Raw genomic sequence first — 17,205 nt, 5'->3', positions numbered from 1 at the left:
TTTTCTACGGGTACCGGACGCCGGTACCCGGGGTTTAGCTGCTTCCCTTCAGCCCCGTGGTCCGCATCCGGATCCGGGGCTCGTTTGTTGTGTGAGGCCTGAATTCGGATGACACCAGAATCCACCAACAGCGAGGACAACATGTCAACCGAAACCGAACTCCCCAACATCGACGAGCTCCGCCTCGAGATCGACGAGCTGGACGCCACCATCCTGGCGGCCGTCGCCCGTCGCACCGAGGTCTCCAAGCTCATCGGCAAGGCCCGGATGGCCTCCGGCGGCACCCGACTGGTGCACAGCCGCGAGATGAAGGTCATCGAGCGCTACAGCGAGCTGGGCCCCGAGGGCAAAGACCTCGCGATGCTGCTCCTGCGCCTGGGCCGCGGCCGCCTCGGCCACTAGCCCCATACCGGGCGGCGTTTCCTGCGTCACACTAGGGTTTGAGGCATGGCTGATCACACTCCCGCTGCCGACATCTCGACCACCGCGGCCTGGAAAGCACTCAGCGCACACCATGCCGCGGTCGAGACGACCACGCTGCGCGAGTTGTTTGCCGACGACCCAGACCGTGGCCGGGAACTGACGCTCACCGTCGGTGATCTGTACATCGACTACAGCAAGCACCGGGTGACCCGCGAGACCCTTGCGCTGCTGCTCGACCTGGCCCGCGCGGCCGGGCTGGAACAGCGCCGCGACGCCATGTTCGCCGGTCAGCACATCAACACCTCCGAGGACCGCGCGGTGCTGCACACCGCATTGCGGCTGCCGCGGGGAGCGTCGTTGGTGGTCGACGGTCAGGATGTGGTCGCCGACGTGCACTCCGTCCTCGACGAGATGGGCACGTTCACCGACCGGCTGCGCAGCGGTGAGTGGACCGGCGCCACCGGGCAGCGGATCACGACGGTCGTGAACATCGGTATCGGCGGCTCGGATCTGGGCCCCGTGATGGTCGACCAGGCCCTGCGCCACTACGCCGACGCCGGCATCTCGGCCCGGTTCGTGTCGAATGTCGACCCGGCGGACCTGGTTGCCAAGCTCGACGGACTCGACCCTGCCACAACGCTTTTCATCGTCGCCTCCAAGACGTTCTCCACCTTGGAGACCCTGACCAACGCGACTGCGGCCCGCCGCTGGCTGGTCGCCGCACTCGGTGACGACGCCGTCGCCAAGCACTTCGTCGCCGTCTCCACCAACGCAAAGCTGGTGTCGGAGTTCGGCATCGACACCGCCAACATGTTCGGCTTCTGGGATTGGGTCGGCGGCCGCTACTCGGTGGACAGCGCCATCGGGCTGTCGGTCATGGCCGTCATCGGCAAGGAGCGGTTCGGCGAGTTCCTGGCCGGCTTCCATCTGGTCGACGAGCACTTCCGCACCGCACCGCTGGAAGCCAATGCGCCTGCACTGCTTGGCCTCATCGGCCTCTGGTACTCGGATTTCTTCGGCGCACAAGCGCGTGCGGTGCTCCCCTACTCCAACGACCTGGCCCGCTTCGCCGCTTACCTGCAGCAGCTGACCATGGAGTCCAACGGCAAGTCGGTGCGCGCCGACGGCACCCCGGTCACCACCGACACCGGCGAAATCTTCTGGGGCGAACCGGGCACCAACGGCCAGCACGCCTTCTACCAACTGCTGCACCAGGGCACCCGGCTGGTGCCCGCCGACTTCATCGGGTTCAGTGAGCCGACCGACGACCTGCCCACCGCCGACGGCACCGGCAGCATGCACGACCTGCTGATGAGCAACTTCTTCGCCCAGACACAGGTGTTGGCCTTCGGCAAGACTGCCGAGGAGATCGCGGCAGAGGGCACCCCGGCCGACGTCGTGCCGCACAAGGTGATGCCCGGAAACCGGCCCACCACTTCGATTTTGGCGACCAAGCTGACGCCGTCGGTGGTCGGCCAGTTGATCGCGCTGTACGAGCACCAGGTCTTCACCGAGGGCGTCATCTGGGGCATCGACTCGTTCGACCAGTGGGGCGTCGAGCTGGGCAAGACCCAGGCCAAGGCCCTGCTGCCCGTCATCACGTCCGACGCCGCGCCTGCCGCTCAGTCCGACAGCTCGACCGACGCCCTCGTGCGGCGTTACCGAGCGGAGCGCGGCCGCGTTTCGTAGTGATTTGTGCACGAAAATCCGCGGTCCGCGTGGAAAATCGTGCACAAATCACTAGGCGAAGTACTTGGTGAAGCGCGGTGGGACGAGCTTCATCACCTCGACCAGCGGCCACCACGGCCAACCGGGGACGACGGCGCGGCCCTTCTCGTTCTCGATGGCGTCGACCATGGCCTTCACGCCGGTCTCGTTGTCGACCATGAGCATGGTGGACTTGGACTTGGCGGTCATCTCGGACTCGATGTAGCCGGGCTCCAGCACCGTGACCTTGATGGGGCCGGACGGGTACTCGGCACGCAGCGATTCGCCCAGCGAGGTGACACCGGCCTTGCTGGCGGCATATGCGGCCTTGTATCCGGGCACCCCGACGTTGCCGAGCACCGACGACACCAGGACCAGGTGACCCCGGCCTGCCGCCTTGAAGATCTCCAGCGCCGTTTCGATCTGCACCAGTGCCGCAACCAGATTCGTCTCGATGGTCGCCTTGTTGGCCCACAGTTTCCCGCCGCCCAGCGGGTAGCCCTTGCCAATGCCGGCGTTGACGATGACGCAGTCGATGCCGCCAAGTTCGTCGGACAGCTCCTGGAACACCTTGGGCACCTGGTCGTGGTCGTTGACGTCGAGCGACGCGATGGCGACCGTGACACCGGGGTACTGCGCCGTCAGTTCGGCCTTGAGTTCTTCGAGGTTGTCCAGCCGGCGGGCACACAGCGCGAGGTCGCGGCCCTTGGCGGCGAACTGCCGGGCCATACCGGCGCCCAGGCCCGAGCTCGCGCCGGTGATGAGGATTTTCTGCCGAGTCATGACTGCAGCGTAGCGAACTCGACACGTGTCAAGAAAGGTCGCAGGGTGCAGGATCGACGTATGAAGCTCGCCGCCCTGTTGGTCATCGGGTTGGGCATCGCGTGGGGTCCGGTGTCCTCTCCCCTCGCCCACGCCGACGCCGATCCATTGTTCCGCCTGGTCGACACCGCAGCCCAGCGGCTGCAGACCGCCGATCCGGTCGCCGCCGTCAAGTGGATCAACGGCGGCTCGATCGAGGATCCCGCGCGGGTCGATCAGGTGCTGTCCGCCGTCGGCGCCCAGGCCACAGCGTCGGGTGCCGACCCCGTGTTCGTGCGGCAGGTGTTCACCGACCAGATTCACGCCACTGAGGGCATCGAGTACCTGCGATTCAGTCAGTGGAAGTTCGATCCGGCCACCGCTCCCGTCGCGGCGCCCGATCTATCCCAATCACGTACGGCGATAGACGGTTTCAACCACACGATGGTCTCCGAGATGGCCGCACAACAGGGCGTTCTGCACGGCCCGGGCTGTGCCGTCGCACTGGACGCGGCTCGCGCGCAGGTGACCGAACAGCGGCACCTGGACTCGCTGTATCAGCAGGCACTGACAGCTGCGACCACGAACTACTGCAGCTGAATCACTTGAGCAGCTTGGACATTCGCCGGTCGGCCAGCACCTTGCCGCCCGTCTGGCACGTCGCGCAGTACTGAAAAGATTTGTCCGCAAAGGACACCTCACGGACCGTGTCGCCGCACACCGGGCACGGCAGCCCGGTGCGGGCGTGCACCCGAAGCCCGGACCGCTTCTCCCCCTTGAGGGTTGCCGCGCCCTGCCCGACCGATCGGGTCACCGCATCGGTGAGCACCGAGATCATCGCGTCGTGCAGCGTGCCCAACTGTTCGTCGGTCAGCTTGCCCGCGGTCGCGAACGGGGACAGCTTGGCCACGTGCAGGATTTCGTCGCTGTAGGCGTTGCCGATCCCGGCAATCGTCCGCTGGTCGGTGATGACGTTCTTGATCCGGCCGGTGTTGCCGGCCAGGACCGCACCCAATTCCGTCGGCCCGAGTGACAACGCGTCCGGTCCCAGCGTGGCGATCTGCGGGACCGCCAGTGGATCGTTCACCAGCCAGACGGCCAACCGCTTCTGGGTCCCCGCCTCGGTCAGGTCGAAACCCGGTGCCTCACCCGGCTTTCCGAGATGTACCCGTAAAGCGATCGGGCCCTTGCCTGGTTTGAGCGGCGCGGGAGCCAGCTTCTCCGACCAACGCAACCACCCCGCCCGGGACAGGTGCGTGATCAGGTGCAGGTCGCCGACCTGCAGGCCCAGGTACTTGCCCCAGCGGTTGGCCCCGGTGACCTCGTTGCCGTACAGCGCCGTCGGCGGCGGATCGAAGGTCTTGAGCACAGAGAAGGCGGAGACGTCGACGCGGCCGATCGGCAGACCGACCGCATGACGACGCAGGTGATCAGCGAGCGCCTCGACCTCGGGAAGTTCCGGCATGGGTTCAGGCTAGCGACTGGAGGTACCGCATGCTGTACACATGGCAGACCGCTCGGCGCCCGCCCCGGCCACCAATCCGCTCCGACGCATGCTGGTCATGAACGCGGTACCGCGCCGCTGGCCGTTCGCGCTACGGGCCGCGGTCTGCATGATGGTGCCGATTCTCGCCGGGTGGGCCGCCGGAGACGTGTCCGCCGGGTTGGTCGCCACCATCGGCGGATTCACCTCGCTCTACGGCAGTGGGCGCCCGTATCTCAACCGCGCGATGTACCTCGGCGCCATCGCCGTCGCCTTCGCGGTGGTCGTGGCACTCGGCGACTGGGCCGCCGCGACCCCATGGTCCGCCGTGCTGGTGGTGTCGGTGATCGCGATGATCGCCGTGCTGATCTGCCAGGCTCTCTCCGTCGGACCACCGGGCGCCTACATGCCGGTGCTGGCCTGCGCAGCGGCGGTCGGGATCGCGGCCGAGCACCTGAGCCCGTGGCGACTGGGTGCGCTGGTGCTGGCCGGCGGTGCGTTCTCCTGGGTGGTTCACATGGCGGGCGTCCTGGTCCGCCCGCGCGGGCCGGAGCGCGCCGCGGTGGCCAGTGCGGCCGAAGCGGTGGCCACCTACATCGAAACCTCGTCGCCTGACGCCAGGCACCGTGCCGCCCAACTCCTGCACGAAGCGTGGATCACCCTGGTCACGTTCCAACCGGTGCGGCCCAAACCGGATGACGCCCTCTACCGCCTGCGGATGACGAACCGCCGGCTACACGTGCTGTTCGCTGAAGCCATGGCCGCCGCCGACCGCGGCCAACCCATGTCGGTCGACGGCGCTGCGTCGGCACGACAGCTGGGCGCGGTGCCCGACGACATCGGCGGCAGTTTCGAGGGCCTGATCCCGCTGGGACGGCCGTCCGTCGGCACCCTGCTGCGTCGGGCCGTGACGCCGGGAGCTCCCCCACTGACCGCCGCACTGCGCACCGCGGTCGCCGTGGCGATCGCCGGCACCGTGACCGTCGGCCTGAACATGGACCACGCCTACTGGGCCATGGCGGCGGCGGTGCTGATGCTGCACCAGGGTTTCGATTGGCGGCGCACAGTGCAACGCGGCATCGAACGCACCCTGGGCACCTGGCTCGGCCTGTTGCTGGCCGGTGGCATCTTGGTCGCCGCGCCCGGTGGCCCCTGGCTCGCCCTGATCGTCGGCACGCTGCAGTTCGTGATCGAGATGTTCGTGGTGCGCAACTACACGGTCGCGGTCATCCTCATCACGCCGGCGGCACTCACCATCGCGTCGGGTGGTCACCGCATCACGAACGTGCTCGACTTCCTGCTCGCCCGCGGCATCGACACCGTGATCGGCTGTGCGGTAGCACTTCTGGTGCTGTGGCTGACGCGGCGTGGACATCCGGCAGCGCGCCCCGCCGAGTCGATCGCCGCGACGCTGGATGCCGTCGCCGTCGTGGTCAGCCATCTCGCCGCGGGCGCGGTCACCACCGACCAGGCCCGCAATGACCGTCGTGATCTGCAGCTGCGCGCGATGGCCATGCTCCCGGTCTACGACACCGCCATCGGCGGGTCGACCCGGGACCGGATTGCGGCAGAACGACTTTGGCCGGCGATCGTGGCCACCGAGCAACTGGCCTACCGGACGCTAGCCGCGGGTTGGGCCACCGAACGGTCCGAAGCTCCGATCACCCCCGACGACGCCGAGCGGCTGACCGCAACCATCGGCGACCTGGCCAAAACGGTCCGCACCGGACGTCCGGCAGCCGACATCATCGAGCCACCGGCCTTCGGCGCCACCGAGTTACAGGCGATCCGGGCGTCGCTGACCTAACGTTCGACGGCGCGCTGCACCAGACCCAGCGCCCAGCCGACGACCGACAGCAGGATCGCCGCCCAGATCGCGGTGAACCAGAACTGGTCGATCGACAGGCCCCAGTGCGTGGTGTTCTCGGTGATCCACGAGGTGATCCACAGCATCCACGCGTTGATCACGATGTGGACCAGGCCGAGCGTGAGGATGTACAGCGGGATCGCGAACAGCTGCACGATCGGCTTGATGATGGCGTTGACCAACCCGAAGACGAACGCGACGACCAGGATGATGCCGACCCGCTCCAGTTGGCTGCTGCCCACCGGGAAGACGAAGGCGATCCCCGACACCATCTTGGTGACCACCCACAACGCCAGGCCGGTCACGGCGGCCCGCAGCAACAACGATTTCATAGCGTCGATTCTGCCCGCAGCAGATAGATGTCCATGATCCAGCCGTGCCGGACCCGGGCCTCGGCCCGCTCCTGGGCGATCCGTTCCCGAACCTCGGCGACGGTGCCGGCGATCAGTATCTCGTCCGGGGTCCCGAGATAGGCGCCCCACCAAATGCGGGTCTGCGGTGGGCATTCCAGGAACGAGCACTCGCCGTCGAGCATCACCACCGCGGCGCCGGCCAGCCCGTGCTCACGCAGCTGACGGCCCGTCGTGATCAGCACCGGCTCGCCAATGTCGTTGAGCGGGATGCGATGTCGGGCGGTGAGTGCCTGGATGGCGGTGATGCCAGGGATGACGTCGAACTCGAACTCGACGTGTTCGGCGACCCGGTCCAGGATGCGCAGGGTGCTGTCGTAGAGCGACGGATCGCCCCAGGCCAGGAAGGCTCCGACGCCGTCGGGCCCGAGTTCGGTTTCGATGGCCTCGGCCCACAGCCGGGCCCGCGCGGCATGCCATTCATTCACCGCGTCGTGGTAGGCCCGACCATCTACGGCCTTCGCCCGCTTGGGATCGGGCAGCGCCACGAACCGGTAGTCGGGGCTTTCGATGAACCGCTCACAGATCAACCGGCGTAGCGCGACGAGGTCGTCCTTGGTGTCACCCTTGTCCATCGCGAAGAACACCTGGGTGTCATTGAGCGCCGCGACGGCCTGAGCGGTGACGTAGTCCGGGTCGCCGGCACCGATACCGATGACGTGGATAGTGCGCATCCGCGAAGGCTAGCGGCCTACGGCGGCCTCACTTTTATCCAGTACCGCAGGTATTGACTACCTCCGGTATCGGACGTAACTTCGAGACACCGGACACTTTCGAAGGGATGTCAACGATGACAGCTTCGGTCAAGGGCCAGACCAGTCGCGCAGAGTTCGCCGAGCGCCTGCTCAAAGGCTCTGTGCGCAAGTCTTACGCGCCGATCGTCGACATCGACTGGGACGCGCCGATCGATCCGGACAAGTACTTCCTGCCACCGAAAGTGGTGTCGCTGTACGGCACGCCGATCTGGGAATCGATGAGCCGGGCCGAGCAGATCGAACTGTCCCGCCAGGAACTGGTGAACACCCTCTCGGCGGGCATCTGGTTCGAGAACATCCTGAACCAGGCGCTGCTGCGCAAGATGATGCACCAGGACCCGACTGCGAGCACGACCCACTACGAGCTGACCGAGCTGGGTGACGAGACCCGGCACATGGTGATGTTCGGCAAGGCCATCGAGAAGGTCGGCGCCGATCCGGTGCGGCCGAAGTGGTACCAGCGCACGATCATCAACATGCTGCCGTTCGCCTTCCAGGGCTCGGTGCTGTGGGTGGCGGCGCTGATCGGCGAGGAGATCTTCGATTCGCTGCAGCGCCAGATGATGGACGACCCCGAGCTGCAGCCAATGGTGCAGCGGCTCATGCGGATTCACGTCACCGAAGAGGCCCGGCACATCCAGTTCGCCCGCGACGGGCTGCGCAAGCGCACGCCCGAGATGTCGTGGCCGAAGCGCTTCTGGATCGGCAACATCAACGGTATCGGCGGGCTGTTCTTCCGGTTCCTGTTCACCAACAAGGTGCAGTACCGCCGCGTCGGCCTGGATGCGAGGGCCGCCCGCCGGATGGCGCGGACCTCGCCGCACCGGATCGAGACGCAGATCGCGGGCTTCGCTCCACTGGCCTCGTTCCTGGAGGAAGTTGGACTCCTCGGCCCCATCGCGCGCCGGCTGTGGCGACGCAGCGGATTCCTGCCCGGCGGCCCCATCGCGCCCGCGGCGCGCGCGGACATCGCCGACGCCGAAGACCTCTACGACGGGCCCGCCACCATCGACGGCCGCGAGGTGCGGGTCCGGCTGGCCGGCCACCTGGATCCGATCGACGGCCAGTACCACTGGCGCGGAACGGTTTTCGAGACACTCGATGAGCTGCCCCGCACCCCCGTCACCGTGGCGGTGGGCGACCGCACAGCGACTGCAAGGGTCACCGAGCGCAGCCAGCAGGGCGGCTACGCCATCAGCGGCGCCGGTCTGCCGCCGTTCCCGCTCACCTAGCGGCCACTTAATGGGCCGTACCCGGCCCACAAAACTAGAACACGTTCTAACATCGGGTCATGAGGTTCACCTACGCCGAAGCGATGACCGATCCGTCCTACTACATCCCGCTGGCCAAGGCAGCCGACGAGGCCGGCTACCACGCGATGACCATCCCGGACAGCATCGCGTACCCCTTCGAGTCCGACTCGACCTACCCGTACACCGCCGACGGCAACCGCGAATTCCTCGACGGTAAGTCGTTCATCGAGTCGTTCTCCCTGATCGGCGCCCTGTCCGCGGTCACCACCAAGCTGCACTTCAACATCTTCGTGCTGAAGCTGCCCATCCGGCCGCCGGCCCTGGTGGCCAAGCAGGCCGGGTCCCTGGCCGCGATGTTCGACAACCGCCTTGGCCTGGGGGTCGGCACCAGCCCGTGGCCCGAGGACTACGACGTCATGGGCGTGCCGTTCGCCCGCCGCGGCAAGCGCATGGACGAGTGCATCGACGTCGTCCGCGGCCTGACCTCGGGTGACTACTTCGAGTACCACGGCGAGTTCTACGACATCCCCAAGACCAAGATGACGCCCGCGCCGACCAAGCCGGTGCCGATCCTGGTCGGTGGTCACGCCGACGCCGCACTCAAGCGCGCCGCCCGCAACGACGGCTGGATGCACGGCGGCGGCGACCCGGCCGAGCTCGACCCACTGCTGAAGAAGCTGGCGCAGTACCGCGAATCCGAGGAGCGCATCGGGCTCTGCGACGAGTACCAGATCCACGTCATCTCGATCGACGGCTTCACCGTCGACGGCGTGAAGCGCCTCGAGGACAAGGGCGTCACTGACGTCATCGTCGGCTTCCGGGTGCCCTACATCATGGGCGAGGACACCCAGCCGCTCGACGAGAAGATCAAGCACCTCGAGATGTTCGCGGAGAACGTCATCGCCAAGGTCTAGTCGCCACGCGGACGCGAAACCCCCAAAACCAGCACGTTTTGGGGGTTTTCGCTCGGTGGTTACAAGTCGATGATGTGCATGGCGGCCTCCTCGGCCGAGGCCGCACCACCATCGATGCCGACATCGCCTCCGGTGAGTTCACCGTCCTGATCGCCCGAGACGAGGCGGCCGGACCGCTGGTCACCCACCTCGTCGTCACCCCACTGCTCGTCGACCGTGTCACCATCGTCGAGTTGCATTGCGGGGTCCGGCTCCTCCTCGGCGAGGAGTTCATCGAGTGTCTCGTGATCGCGCGGCTCGCGCCAGGCGTCCGGCGGTTCGTAGCCTTCATCCAGCAGGTCATCGACGCCGCGGTCGATCAGCATGTCCTCCTGGGTCAGCTGATCGTCGTCGTCGACGCCGTACTCGTCTGAGCCGCTCATGGCTTCACCTTGCCACGTATCGCCAAATCCCGCGACCAACTGCTCACCAACCGGTGAGCAGACGTGAACACCCCCAAAACCATCGCGCTTTGGGGGTGTTCACGTCTGCTCGCGGGCAGAAAGATCACAGCGTGCGGCTGATGATCTCCTTCATGATTTCGCTTGTGCCGCCGTAGATTTTGTTCACCCGCGCCGCCGCGTAGGCCCGGCCGATCGGGTACTCCATCATGTACCCGTAGCCACCGAAGAACTGGACGCAGCGGTCAACGACCGCCACTGCCCGGTCGGCGGCGATCAGCTTGCCCATGGAGGCAATCGCCGGATCGTTGTCGCCGTCGATCAACGCCTGCACGCAGTAGTCCACCATGGTCTTGATGGACAGCACCTCGGCCTTGAGCTCGGCGAGCTGGAATCGGTTGTGCTGGAACTTGATCAGCGGCTTGCCGAACGCCTCACGCTCCTTGGTGTACTTGATCGCCTCCAGCACCGCGGCCTCGGCCATGCCGGCGCAGATGGAGCCGATGACCAGGCGCTCGCGGGCCAGCTGCGACATCAATTGGTAGAAGCCCAGCCCCTCCTGCTCGCCGAGTAAGTTGGCGACCGGTACCCGCATATCGGTGAAGAACAGTTCGCGGGTGTCCTGGCCGTGCTGGCCGACCTTCTCCAGCACCCGGCCCCGCTCGAAGCCCGGCAGGTCGTTGACCTCGGCAACGATGAGCGAGACGCCCGCCGCCCCTTGAGCGGGATCGGTCTTGGCGACAATCACCACCATGTCGCACAGAGATCCATTGGAAATAAAGGTCTTTGACCCGTTGATGACGTAATCGTCGCCATCGCGGATCGCGGTGGTGCGGACGGCCTGCAGGTCCGAACCGGTGCCCGGCTCGGTCATCGCGATGGCCAGCACGGTCTCGCCGCTGATGATCTTCGGCATCCAGCGGGCCTTCTGTTCCGCGCTGCCGTACGTGTCGATGTAGTGGGCCACGATCGGCGAGTGCACCGACCAGCCCGAAGCCGAATCATGGGCCAGCGCAAACTCTTCGGCCACCACGGCCGAGAAGCCGAAGTCGCCGCCCGCGCCGCCGTACTCCTCGGGCAGGTCCAGGCCCAACAGGCCGGCGTCGCCCAGCTTGTTCCAGAACTCGCGGTCGACCTGGTGATTCTTGGCCCACCGTTCCTGATTGGGCGTGGCCTCTTTGGCCAGGAACGCCGCGGCGTGCTGACGCAGCTCGCGGTGCTGATCGGTCTCCCAGCTGGCCCGGTACTTCGGGAAAAGCTCTGACATCGGTCCACCTCGCTAGAAGTTCCGTGCGCTATACAACTGTATAGGCTTCTGTTCATGTGTACAGTACATTGATCTGGTTGTCGACGGGAGGTCTGATGGTTGATCCGCGGGCAACTATCGACGACCTGACGGCCAAGGCGCGCATCCGCAACACCGCGCTGGACCTCTACGCCAAACACGGCGAGGACCGAATCTCCTTGCGCGCCATCGCCGCTGAGGCCGGCGTCGCGGTGGGACTGGTGCAGCACCATTTCAAGACCAAGGCCGGCCTGCGGGATGCGGTGGACCAGCTGGTGGTCGACTACTTCGCCAATGCCCTCGCCGAAGTCCCCGAATCCGCCTCGACGGCAGTGCGCGACGATGCCGTCCGGGACATGCTGCGGGCCAATCCGACGGTGGTCGACTACGTGCGCCGGGCCCTGCTGCAGCCCAACGTCGCCGACAGTCACCTGATCGACGTCATCGTCGACCTGACCCAGCGCGAGGTCCGGGCCGCCCGCAAGACCGGTCGCGCCTCGACCACCCGGCGCGAGAACACCCAGGTCGTGGCCGTGCTGGCCCGGCAGATGGGCGAACTACTGTTGGCACCCATGGTCGACGCGGTGTGGCAGCGGGTGGCGCCGGATACGAAACCGCCGCGGCTGCGGGTGGCTGTCGACGAGGCCGCGCAATGACCGTTACCGTCGACGAGTTCGAGGTCGCGGACACCGCGGACTCCTGGACCGCTGCCGGCTTCGCCGTCGACCCGGACGGTGTATGCCGGATCGGCGGCGTCCGGGTCCGGTTGGTCGGGCGTGACCGCGGCAAGGGCATCGTCGGCTGGTCGCTGCGCGGGCTGCCGTCCGGCGCCCCTCTCGACGGCATTCCCACCACCCGGTCGGACGCCCCGGCAACGACGCCGGCCGTGCACGCGAACGGCGCCATCTCGATCGACCACGTCGTGCTGCTGTCGCCAGACCTGAATCGGACCGTTGCGTCGCTGGCGGCGGTCGACGTCCATCCACGCCGGGAGCGCGACGGACAACTCGGTGGACGACCGATGCGCCAGATCTTCTTCCGGCTGGGTGAGGTGATCCTCGAAGTCGTCGGCTCACCCGAGACGACGGGCGACGGGCCGTCGACGCTGTGGGGTCTGACCTTCGTCGCCCAGGACATCGACGCGACCGCCGCGTACTTCGGCGACCGCACCGCACCAATCAAACCGGCGGTGCAGCCGGGACGACGAATCACCACGCTCCGCCACCAGGAATTCGGGATGTCGGTCCGCACGGCGATGATCTCCCCGCACGTCCGGGACGCTAACCTCGCACCATGACCGACCGCGGCCCCGTCTTCGACGGCATCTCGATCGGGCGGCCCGCGACCGGCGCGCTGATCGACGCCGGCTATCGCACCCTCGCGGACCTGCCCGCCGATCTCAGCGAGCTTCTCCCCATGCACGGCGTCGGACCGAAGGCCGTGCGACTGCTCCAGGAGGCGCGCCAGTCATGAGCGACTCCGACACCGATGACATCGTGGTCATCCACACCGACGGCGGCTGCCGCCCCAACCCCGGTCCCGGCGGCTGGGGCGCGGTGCTGCGCCTGCGTCACCACGTGCGCGAGATGTGCGGCGGCGAGCCTGGTGAGACGAGCAACAACCGGATGGAACTGACGGCGCCGATCATGGCGCTCGAAGCGTTGACGCGGCCCGTCGTCGTGCACCTGCACACCGACAGCACCTATGTCCGCAACGGCATCACCAAGTGGGTGCACGGTTGGGAACGCAACGGCTGGCTGACGGCGGCCAAGCAGCCGGTGAAGAACGTCGACCTCTGGAAGCGACTGCAGGCCGCGTGCGCCCGGCACGAGGTCGAGTGGTTCTGGGTGAAGGGGCACGCCGGCGTCGCCGACAACGAGCTGGCCGACCAGTTGGCGACCCGGGGCCTGGAAGAAGCCGTCGCCGCTATTCCCAGATGACCTCATCCGGCGTCTTGTCGGGTCGCAGCCCGCGCCAGCTGGGCTGGCGCAACCGGCTGTCGGTGGTGCGCTCGCTGTAGCGCACCTCCCCCACCAGCTCGGGCCGTACGTACGTCACACCTTTGGCATCCAGGGTGGAAAGTGCTGCGGTAAAAGGTGATTCACTGGTTTCGAGAGGCTGCAGCAGCGCCCGCAGGTCGCCCAGCATCTTGTCGGTGAACCCGGTGCCGACCCGCCCGGCGAACCGCAAGCCACCCTCAGCCGGCACCCCCACCAGCAGCGCCCCGATGCCACTGGTGCGGCCGCCTTCCCCGGCGCGCCAGCCACCGATCACCACTTCCTGGGTTCTCCAGAACTTGTCCTTGACCCAGGCCTCCGACCGTCCGGGCCGGTAGCCGGAATCCCATTTCTTGGCGACCACGCCTTCGAAACCGCGGTCACCCGCATACGTCAAGGGATCCGCCGCGGGCAGCAGCGGCGGCACCGTCAATGCGCCATCGGAAGCCAGCGTTTCCAACAGCTTTCGCCGATCCCGGTACTTCGCCCGGCTCAGATCACGCCCGTCGAGGGCCAGGATGTCGAAACACCAGAACTCGATGTGGGTGTCGGGGCCGCGGTTCTGCATTACCTGAAAACTCGGCACCCCGTCCTGCAGCGCCACCACCTCACCATCGAGAATCACGTGGTGCTCGGCGAGATCGGCTGCCAGGGACTGCAATTGCGGGAACTCGTCCGTGATGTCCCGCCCACTGCGCGCGGTGAGCCGGATCCGGCCGTGGTCGGCGTCGACCAGCAATCGGTAGCCGTCCCACTTACCTTCGAAGGCCCAGTCATCCGGCGACAGTCGGCCCACCGAGCCATGGGTGGCCAGCATCGGTTGCAGCCGTTGCTCTTTCATCCGGCGGACCAGCCAGTTGTTGCCCTCGGTCTGGATCAGGACATACCGCCCGGAAACCCGGCTGCCGTGGAGGTTGACGATCACCTCGCCGCGTTCGCCTGAGTCCCGGAACTTTTCGGTGTCGTAGGTGCCCGCGTCCCAGATCGTGACGTGCCCGCCGCCGTACTCGCCCTTGGGGATGTCGCCTTCGAAGGTCGCGTACTCCAGCGGGTGATCTTCGGTGTGCACCGCCAGGTGGTTGACGGTCGAGGTGTCCGGGAGGTTCTTCGGCACAGCCCAACTGACCAGCACGCCGTCGCGTTCCAGCCGGAAGTCGTAGTGCAGCCGGCGGGCGTGGTGCTCCTGGATGACAAAGCGGTTGTTCTCGCCCAACGCCGGCTCGGCAGCAGGCACCGGCTCGGGCGTCCGGCCCGGGTCGCGCATGCTGCGGTAGGTGGTGAGCCGGTCGGCCACGGGCGCACCGGCATCCAGTCCCGCGAGCAGGTCACCGTCGCGGTCCAGCCGGGTCAGCACCTCGTCGAACCGCAGCTGGCGCAACCCGGTGTCGTCGAGTTCGTCCCAGCTCCGCGGCGCCGCCACCGTCGGCTCATCGCGGCCACGCAACGAATACGGCGCCACCGTCGTCTTGGCCGACGAGTTCTGGCTCCAGTCCAGGAACACCTTGCCGGCCCGCACGCTGCGGGTCATGGTCGCGGTGACCAGCCCGCCCATCGACGATTCGAGCTGCTGGGCAACACGTTTGGCGACGGCCGAGGCGCCGCCAGAGCTGACGGGCGAGGCCAGCGGCACATAGAGGTGCAGCCCCTTGCTGCCGCTGGTCAGCGGATAGGCCTCCAGGTCCATGCCGGCGACGAGGTCACGGACGGCGCGGGCCACCTCGCACAGCTGAGCCATCGTGACGTCGTCGCCGGGATCGAGGTCGAACACGATGCGGGTGGCCGGGCCTGGAGCGTCGCCCACGAAACGCCATTGCGGCACATGCACTTCCAGTGCCGCCTGCTGGGCGATCCAGGCCAGCCCCTCGACGGTGTCGATGACCGGGTAGACGGTCGTCCCGCTGCGATGGGTGATGGCGCCGCGGTCCAGCCACTCCGGCGCCGACGACGCCAGATGCTTTTCGAAGAACGGCTGCTGCGCAACACCATTGGGCCACCGTTTACGGGTCACGGGGCGACCGGCGATGTGCGGCAACATCGCATCGGCAACGGCGAGGTAGTAGTCGAACACGTCGGCTTTGGTGGTACCGGTCGCCGGGTAGAGCACCTTGTCCGGGTTGGTCAGCCGCACCCGTCCGAATTGCTCCACTGCTCAAGTATCCAAGCCCGGACGCGATCATGGGCCATACTTGGGTATGCGGTCCATCTGGAAGGGGTCAGTCGCCTTCGGACTGGTCAATGTGCCGGTGAAGGTGTACAGCGCCACCGAGGATCACGACATCAAGTTTCATCAGGTGCACGCCAAGGACAATGGCCGCATCAGATACAAGCGGGTGTGCGAGGTCTGCGGCGAGGTCGTCGAGTTCCGGGATATCGCCAAGTCTTTCGAATCCGAGGACGGGCAGACCGTCATCATCACCGACGACGACATCGCGACCCTGCCCGAGGAGCGCAGCCGCGAGATCGAGGTGGTGGAGTTCGTTCCCGCCGATCAGATCGATCCGCTGATGTACGACCGGAGCTACTTCCTGGAGCCCGACTCGAAGTCGTCCAAGTCGTACGTGCTGCTCGCCCAGACACTGGCGCAGACCGATCGGGTCGCCATCGTGCACTTCTCGCTGCGCAACAAGACCCGGCTTGCCGCGTTACGGGTCAAGGACTTCGGCAAACGCAACGTGATGATCGTGCACACCCTGCTGTGGCCCGATGAGGTTCGTGACCCGGACTTCCCCGTGCTGGACAAGGAAGTCGAGATCAAGCCGGCCGAGCTCAAGATGGCCGGTCAGGTGGTGGACTCGATGACCGACGACTTCCACCCCGAGCAGTTCCACGACACCTACCGCGAGCAGATGGAAGAGCTCATCGAAGCGAAGATCGCGGGCGGCGAGGCGTTCACCACCGAGGAAGCGGCGACCGAACTGGACGCGACCGAGGACGTGTCCGATCTGCTGGCCAAGCTGGAGGCCAGTGTCAAAGCCCGCAAGGGCTAATTGAAACGTGTTCTAGAAATCTGTTCCCGCAGCGCCTCAATCTTGCTAGCGTGCCTAACAACGACCACGACGAGGCGAATGAGGCACACGTGATTCTGGACAGATTCCGACTCGACAACCAGGTAGCCGTGGTGACCGGCGCGGGCCGCGGCCTCGGCGCGGCCATCGCCGTCGCCTTCGCCGAAGCCGGTGCTGACGTGGTGATTGCCTCGCGCACCGAGTCCCAGCTGCAGGACGTGGCGAAGCTGGTCGAGCAGGCCGGCCGACGGGCGCACATCGTCGCCGCGGACCTCGCCCACCCCGACGAGACGGCCAAGCTCGCCGCGGCTGCGGTCGACGCCTTCGGCAGACTAGATGTCGTCGTCAACAACGTCGGCGGCACCATGCCCGCTCCGCTCATGTACACCTCGCCGCAGGATCTCAAAGACGCCTTCACCTTCAACGTGGCCACCGCGCATGCGCTGACCCAGGCGGCGGTCCCGCTGATGCTGGAGCACGCCGGCGGTGGCAGCGTCATCAACATCACCTCGGCCGTCGGCCGGTTGGCGGGCCGCGGTTTCGCCGCGTACGGCACCGCCAAGGCCGCATTGGCGCACTACACGAAGCTCGCCGCGATGGACCTCTGCCCGAAGATCCGGGTCAACGGCATCGCCCCCGGTTCGATCCTGACCTCGGCGCTGGACATCGTCGCCTCCAACGACGCGTTGCGCGATCCCATGGAAAAGGCCACCCCGATGCGCCGCCTCGGCGACCCCGAGGACATCGCCGCGGCGGCACTGTACCTGGCGTCACCGGCCGGCGCCTACGTCACCGGCAAGGTGCTGGAGGTCGACGGCGGCCTCACGTTTCCCAACCTCGACCTACCCATCCCGGACCTGTGAGG

General features: G+C 66.8%; 19 protein-coding genes. 12 read left to right on the top strand and 7 right to left on the bottom strand.

Annotation, left to right across the window (positions count from 1 at the left end; all coding sequences use genetic code 11):
- Positions 1-108: 108 nt before the first annotated feature.
- Positions 109-402 carry a chorismate mutase gene (locus tag TL10_RS00790; RefSeq protein ID WP_043390768.1) on the top strand — a complete coding sequence of 98 codons (294 nt, stop codon included), beginning with the start codon at positions 109-111 and terminating at the stop codon, positions 400-402.
- Between the two features lie 45 nt (positions 403-447).
- Complete coding sequence (gene pgi / locus TL10_RS00785; protein ID WP_043984020.1) at positions 448-2,112, top strand: glucose-6-phosphate isomerase; 1,665 nt, start codon at positions 448-450, stop codon at positions 2,110-2,112.
- Positions 2,113-2,163: 51 nt separating this feature from the next.
- On the opposite strand, the gene TL10_RS00780 is transcribed toward pgi, so the two are convergent.
- Positions 2,164-2,913: an SDR family oxidoreductase gene (locus TL10_RS00780; protein ID WP_043390764.1), complete on the bottom strand. Its 750-nt coding sequence runs from the start codon at positions 2,911-2,913 to the stop codon at positions 2,164-2,166.
- Between the two features lie 60 nt (positions 2,914-2,973).
- Between TL10_RS00780 and TL10_RS00775 the strand changes: the two genes are divergently transcribed.
- Positions 2,974-3,531, top strand: coding sequence for a chorismate mutase (locus tag TL10_RS00775; protein ID WP_043984017.1), 558 nt, complete (start codon positions 2,974-2,976; stop codon positions 3,529-3,531).
- Position 3,532: 1 nt separating this feature from the next.
- On the opposite strand, the gene TL10_RS00770 is transcribed toward TL10_RS00775, so the two are convergent.
- Entirely contained in the window at positions 3,533-4,396 is an 864-nt protein-coding gene (locus TL10_RS00770; protein ID WP_043984016.1) for an Fpg/Nei family DNA glycosylase, read from the bottom strand.
- A 40-nt stretch (positions 4,397-4,436) separates the two neighbouring features.
- Here TL10_RS00770 and TL10_RS00765 point away from each other — a divergent pair, with 40 nt between their 5' ends.
- On the top strand, positions 4,437-6,221 hold the full coding sequence (locus TL10_RS00765) for an FUSC family protein (protein ID WP_043984013.1): 1,785 nt from the start codon (positions 4,437-4,439) through the stop codon (positions 6,219-6,221).
- Here the strand turns inward: TL10_RS00765 and TL10_RS00760 are convergent.
- Both TL10_RS00760 and cobF read right to left on the bottom strand, forming a co-directional pair.
- Positions 6,218-6,613, bottom strand: a complete 396-nt coding sequence (locus TL10_RS00760; RefSeq protein WP_043984011.1) for a phage holin family protein — start codon at positions 6,611-6,613, stop codon at positions 6,218-6,220. The two genes, TL10_RS00765 and TL10_RS00760, sit on opposite strands and share 4 nt — an antisense overlap.
- The gene (cobF, locus tag TL10_RS00755; RefSeq protein ID WP_043984009.1) at positions 6,610-7,365 is read right to left on the bottom strand and encodes a precorrin-6A synthase (deacetylating); all 756 of its coding nucleotides are present in this window, start codon (positions 7,363-7,365) and stop codon (positions 6,610-6,612) included. Before cobF ends, TL10_RS00760 begins: the two co-directional genes overlap by 4 nt.
- 116 nt (positions 7,366-7,481) lie before the next feature.
- Here cobF and TL10_RS00750 point away from each other — a divergent pair, with 116 nt between their 5' ends.
- Positions 7,482-8,678 (top strand): diiron oxygenase, encoded by a 1,197-nt coding sequence (locus tag TL10_RS00750; protein ID WP_043984008.1) that lies wholly within the window; start codon positions 7,482-7,484, stop codon positions 8,676-8,678.
- Positions 8,679-8,737: 59 nt separating this feature from the next.
- Entirely contained in the window at positions 8,738-9,613 is an 876-nt protein-coding gene (locus TL10_RS00745; protein ID WP_043390755.1) for an LLM class flavin-dependent oxidoreductase, read from the top strand.
- A 59-nt stretch (positions 9,614-9,672) separates the two neighbouring features.
- Here the strand turns inward: TL10_RS00745 and TL10_RS00740 are convergent, their stop codons facing one another.
- Both TL10_RS00740 and TL10_RS00735 read right to left on the bottom strand, forming a co-directional pair.
- Entirely contained in the window at positions 9,673-10,035 is a 363-nt protein-coding gene (locus TL10_RS00740) for a DUF5709 domain-containing protein (protein ID WP_043390753.1), read from the bottom strand.
- 124 nt (positions 10,036-10,159) lie between these two features.
- A complete protein-coding gene (locus TL10_RS00735) occupies positions 10,160-11,320 on the bottom strand; it encodes an acyl-CoA dehydrogenase family protein (protein ID WP_043984006.1) in 1,161 nt (386 codons plus the stop codon).
- A gap of 95 nt (positions 11,321-11,415) precedes the next feature.
- On the opposite strand from TL10_RS00735, the gene TL10_RS00730 reads away from it, so the two are divergent.
- From TL10_RS00730 to rnhA, 4 genes are read left to right on the top strand one after another with little or no spacing between them, the layout of a single operon-like run.
- Positions 11,416-11,994, top strand: a complete 579-nt coding sequence (locus TL10_RS00730) for a TetR/AcrR family transcriptional regulator (protein WP_043984004.1) — start codon at positions 11,416-11,418, stop codon at positions 11,992-11,994.
- Positions 11,991-12,635, top strand: a complete 645-nt coding sequence (locus TL10_RS00725; RefSeq protein ID WP_043984002.1) for a glyoxalase/bleomycin resistance/dioxygenase family protein — start codon at positions 11,991-11,993, stop codon at positions 12,633-12,635. The genes TL10_RS00730 and TL10_RS00725 overlap by 4 nt, the downstream gene beginning before the upstream one ends.
- Positions 12,632-12,811, top strand: coding sequence for a hypothetical protein (locus TL10_RS00720; RefSeq protein WP_043984000.1), 180 nt, complete (start codon positions 12,632-12,634; stop codon positions 12,809-12,811). The genes TL10_RS00725 and TL10_RS00720 overlap by 4 nt, the downstream gene beginning before the upstream one ends.
- Positions 12,808-13,278: a ribonuclease HI gene (rnhA, locus tag TL10_RS00715; protein ID WP_043983999.1), complete on the top strand. Its 471-nt coding sequence runs from the start codon at positions 12,808-12,810 to the stop codon at positions 13,276-13,278. The genes TL10_RS00720 and rnhA overlap by 4 nt, the downstream gene beginning before the upstream one ends.
- Here the strand turns inward: rnhA and TL10_RS00710 are convergent.
- Positions 13,265-15,481 carry an ATP-dependent DNA ligase gene (locus TL10_RS00710; protein WP_043983997.1) on the bottom strand — a complete coding sequence of 739 codons (2,217 nt, stop codon included), beginning with the start codon at positions 15,479-15,481 and terminating at the stop codon, positions 13,265-13,267. The two genes, rnhA and TL10_RS00710, sit on opposite strands and share 14 nt — an antisense overlap.
- Positions 15,482-15,527: 46 nt before the next feature.
- Here TL10_RS00710 and ku point away from each other — a divergent pair, with 46 nt between their 5' ends.
- Both ku and TL10_RS00700 read left to right on the top strand, forming a co-directional pair.
- Positions 15,528-16,322, top strand: coding sequence for a non-homologous end joining protein Ku (gene ku / locus TL10_RS00705; RefSeq protein WP_043983996.1), 795 nt, complete (start codon positions 15,528-15,530; stop codon positions 16,320-16,322).
- Positions 16,323-16,411: 89 nt separating this feature from the next.
- A complete protein-coding gene (locus tag TL10_RS00700; RefSeq protein ID WP_043984148.1) occupies positions 16,412-17,203 on the top strand; it encodes an SDR family oxidoreductase in 792 nt (263 codons plus the stop codon).
- Positions 17,204-17,205: the final 2 nt, after the last annotated feature.

The sequence above is a fragment of the Mycolicibacterium llatzerense genome (assembly GCF_000878195.1).
GTDB lineage: Bacteria > Actinomycetota > Actinomycetes > Mycobacteriales > Mycobacteriaceae > Mycobacterium > Mycobacterium llatzerense.
The sequence above is the reverse complement of the archived record's forward strand: the minus strand, read 5'-3'. Positions and strand labels throughout refer to the sequence as shown.

What these genes read in the sequence shown, in the direction of transcription:
- TL10_RS00790 (WP_043390768.1), top strand. Translation starts at nt 109, where the DNA reads ATGACACCAGAATCCACCAACAGCGAGGACAACATGTCAACCGAAACC.
- pgi (WP_043984020.1), top strand. Translation starts at nt 448, where the DNA reads ATGGCTGATCACACTCCCGCTGCCGACATCTCGACCACCGCGGCCTGG.
- TL10_RS00780 (WP_043390764.1), bottom strand. Translation starts at nt 2,913, where the DNA reads ATGACTCGGCAGAAAATCCTCATCACCGGCGCGAGCTCGGGCCTGGGC.
- TL10_RS00775 (WP_043984017.1), top strand. Translation starts at nt 2,974, where the DNA reads ATGAAGCTCGCCGCCCTGTTGGTCATCGGGTTGGGCATCGCGTGGGGT.
- TL10_RS00770 (WP_043984016.1), bottom strand. Translation starts at nt 4,396, where the DNA reads ATGCCGGAACTTCCCGAGGTCGAGGCGCTCGCTGATCACCTGCGTCGT.
- TL10_RS00765 (WP_043984013.1), top strand. Translation starts at nt 4,437, where the DNA reads ATGGCAGACCGCTCGGCGCCCGCCCCGGCCACCAATCCGCTCCGACGC.
- TL10_RS00760 (WP_043984011.1), bottom strand. Translation starts at nt 6,613, where the DNA reads ATGAAATCGTTGTTGCTGCGGGCCGCCGTGACCGGCCTGGCGTTGTGG.
- cobF (WP_043984009.1), bottom strand. Translation starts at nt 7,365, where the DNA reads ATGCGCACTATCCACGTCATCGGTATCGGTGCCGGCGACCCGGACTAC.
- TL10_RS00750 (WP_043984008.1), top strand. Translation starts at nt 7,482, where the DNA reads ATGACAGCTTCGGTCAAGGGCCAGACCAGTCGCGCAGAGTTCGCCGAG.
- TL10_RS00745 (WP_043390755.1), top strand. Translation starts at nt 8,738, where the DNA reads ATGAGGTTCACCTACGCCGAAGCGATGACCGATCCGTCCTACTACATC.
- TL10_RS00740 (WP_043390753.1), bottom strand. Translation starts at nt 10,035, where the DNA reads ATGAGCGGCTCAGACGAGTACGGCGTCGACGACGACGATCAGCTGACC.
- TL10_RS00735 (WP_043984006.1), bottom strand. Translation starts at nt 11,320, where the DNA reads ATGTCAGAGCTTTTCCCGAAGTACCGGGCCAGCTGGGAGACCGATCAG.
- TL10_RS00730 (WP_043984004.1), top strand. Translation starts at nt 11,416, where the DNA reads ATGGTTGATCCGCGGGCAACTATCGACGACCTGACGGCCAAGGCGCGC.
- TL10_RS00725 (WP_043984002.1), top strand. Translation starts at nt 11,991, where the DNA reads ATGACCGTTACCGTCGACGAGTTCGAGGTCGCGGACACCGCGGACTCC.
- TL10_RS00720 (WP_043984000.1), top strand. Translation starts at nt 12,632, where the DNA reads ATGACCGACCGCGGCCCCGTCTTCGACGGCATCTCGATCGGGCGGCCC.
- rnhA (WP_043983999.1), top strand. Translation starts at nt 12,808, where the DNA reads ATGAGCGACTCCGACACCGATGACATCGTGGTCATCCACACCGACGGC.
- ku (WP_043983996.1), top strand. Translation starts at nt 15,528, where the DNA reads ATGCGGTCCATCTGGAAGGGGTCAGTCGCCTTCGGACTGGTCAATGTG.